The organism is Marinobacter sp. (genome assembly GCF_041686475.1).
Taxonomy (GTDB): Bacteria; Pseudomonadota; Gammaproteobacteria; order Pseudomonadales; family Oleiphilaceae; genus Marinobacter.
In genome coordinates this window covers 17,046-18,576 of record NZ_JAWLDU010000055.1, presented here as the reverse complement: position 1 = coordinate 18,576, position 1,531 = coordinate 17,046, and the positions used below count along the sequence as shown (strand labels likewise).

At 55.5% G+C, this 1,531-nt stretch carries 3 protein-coding genes; 1 reads left to right on the top strand and 2 read right to left on the bottom strand.

From position 1 onward, the window contains the following. Positions 1-64: 64 nt before the first annotated feature. Entirely contained in the window at positions 65-730 is a 666-nt protein-coding gene (locus ACESMB_RS12115; protein ID WP_372971651.1) for a hypothetical protein, read from the top strand. Positions 731-747: 17 nt separating this feature from the next. Here ACESMB_RS12115 and ACESMB_RS12110 read toward each other — a convergent pair whose 3' ends face one another. After that, positions 748-1,071, bottom strand: a complete 324-nt coding sequence (locus tag ACESMB_RS12110) for a hypothetical protein (RefSeq protein WP_372927382.1) — start codon at positions 1,069-1,071, stop codon at positions 748-750. A gap of 1 nt (position 1,072) precedes the next feature. Next, a partial coding sequence (locus tag ACESMB_RS12105; protein WP_372971650.1) for a hypothetical protein occupies positions 1,073-1,531 on the bottom strand: 459 nt, incomplete at its 5' end.

The following is a 1,531-nucleotide window of genomic DNA, read 5'->3' as shown; positions in this document are numbered from 1 at the left end:
CGGACGAGCGTGCCGCCGCAACCAGGCAGTTCCATTCACAACACAAATCCAGTGGTAAAACCTAGTGCCCATACGTATTCGCGTTACTCATCAGAGGATCACCATTGCCCTGCAACTGATCCTGCTGGCTGAAATGATCTTCGCCATCTGGGGCCAGCGCTGGTTCACGGCGTTCCTGACAGCAATGATCATTGCCATCACCTTTTTTCCACTGCTGGTTGAGCGCCGTTTCCGGATTCACATCCCGCCAGAACTGCAACTTGCGGCCATCGGCTTTGTGTTCGCGTCCCTGTTTCTTGGCGAGATACGGGATTACTACACACGGTTCTGGTGGTGGGACATGGCGTTGCACACCATGTCCGGGTTTTTGCTGGGTATCCTCGGGTTTCTGCTGGTGCACATCCTGAATGAAACGGAAAAGCTGCAGGTGCACATGAAACCCGGTTTCGTGGCCTTCTTCGCCTTCATGTTTGCCCTGGGTGTGGGCGCGTTGTGGGAGATTTTCGAGTTCACCATGGATTCCATGTTCGGCATGAACATGCAAAAACCCATGCTGGGCGACCCTTCCGGACTGACAGATACCATGTGGGACCTGATCGTCGATGCCCTGGGAGCCCTGATTATTTCAATATTGGGCTGGCGCTACCTCAAGAACCCAGATGAACGGTCGTTCCTGGAGCGCTGGATTGATTCGTTCGTCGAGCGTAATCCCAGATTCTTCAAGCGCTAGAGTCCGGAGCGACAGATTCAGCCAAAGTAATCCTGAATCCACTCGAACAGCATCGTGGTGTCGATATCGGCCAGGGCGATCTGTCTGAAATCGTCACCGACCTCATCGTCGATGGTCACAAACTGGTAGAGCAGAACCCCGGGCTGTTCATCATGCAGGATGAGCGTAATGCGCCGGCGGGTGCGCAGGCAGTCGATCGTCATCACATCCGCAGGTATCCCGGCATCGCGCATGCCACGGCGTACTTCCACCACCGGATTGATATGCTCATGGGTCGCCTGGATACGGGCATGGGCTTCGCTGGCCATGTCGGACAGGGCCTTGAGAGGATCTTCTGACATTCTATTCAACCACTCCTGATCTGGGAACGAGACAATTCATCGCCGTGATGGTCAGATCCCGAAACACGGCTTCCGAGGCAATCACACTGGGGAAGCGGTCGTAGACGGATCGTCGGCAGGATGATGTCCGGGTTTCGCTTTCGCTGACACACTCCGAATGGGCCTCCGCACCGCGGTTTTGCCCGGTAGCGTCCTTACAAAGTGCCGGGATCTGGGTAATCACCCAGTCCATGGCAACACTGCGCTCAACAGGATTTGCGGCGAGATCGGTAAAGCGACTGGCATCGACCGGTTCAGGCTGTTCACGGGTCTGCTCCCAAAGAACAAACAGCAGTGCAGCGGATACCAGTACGATGGTGACCTTTGGTAACTTCATGGGCGCCTTATCAATCCAGTGGAACAGGCACCGGATGATAAACGCTGGGGGATGTGCTGTCTCGGTTTGCGCAGCTATACTGAC